Raw genomic sequence first — 729 nt, 5'->3', positions numbered from 1 at the left:
TAGAGCCACACATAGGCGAACTATCAGCGAATCAGTCTGCAGAACAACATCTGTGGACAACTTGTGAAAGCTGTTCACCCAGGAGGCTCGGGTTCACCCGTGGGACACCCGTGGTGAGCCCGCCAGTCCGATCGACGGCCGGCAACTGCCTCAGTCTGCAGCCGACTGCCGCAACCGGCGCATCCGGACCCGGACCGCGCAGACATGTGCTGCGGCAGCACGTTCGGCGGATTCGGCGTCACCGGTACCGGTTCAACGATCGGCAGGACATGCTGGAGACGCTACGCGCCGGCGCCTATCTGCAACGGGCGCAGCGTAGACTGGCCAATGCCTTCGAGACCTCGGACATTCCGGCCCCGCCTGCGACGGTGCATCCTCGGCCCTCGGTCTCCCGCAGGGTCGGGTGCCGGATGGTGTCACCGAGGGCCGCAACGCGGATCTGACGCTCCCGCGTTTCGACCGAGACTTCGCCTGTCGACCGATCCTCGACCCGGCGGCATCGCTGCTGACCACCGCGTCGCCGAAGATCGTCGACACCGTCCGGGTGGCCGGCGAGGTCGTCGTCGCCGATGGTCGCAGTACCCGGATCGACGTCGCCGCCCTGACCGCAGAACTGGCGGCGCTGAGCAGCTGACCGGGGCATGCACGATGATCGAGCACGGGATCGAGCGAACCGAGGGCCGACCCATCGTCGAGGGGCCGTTGCGTGGTCACCACCCAAGGCACGCT

The 729-nt window shown here is 66.9% G+C and carries 1 protein-coding gene; it reads left to right on the top strand.

What is annotated here, in order from left to right; translation table 11 throughout:
- Positions 1 to 403 precede the first annotated feature (403 nt).
- Positions 404 to 634, top strand: a complete 231-nt coding sequence (locus GD1_RS25720; protein ID WP_020789800.1) for an atrazine chlorohydrolase domain protein — start codon at positions 404 to 406, stop codon at positions 632 to 634.
- The last annotated feature ends 95 nt before the right edge of the window (positions 635 to 729 follow it).

Origin of the sequence: Gordonia desulfuricans NBRC 100010 (assembly GCF_001485495.1) — a bacterium.
GTDB lineage: Bacteria > Actinomycetota > Actinomycetes > Mycobacteriales > Mycobacteriaceae > Gordonia > Gordonia desulfuricans.
Note: the sequence above shows the minus strand (reverse complement) of the source record. Positions and strands in the feature narration are given on the sequence as shown.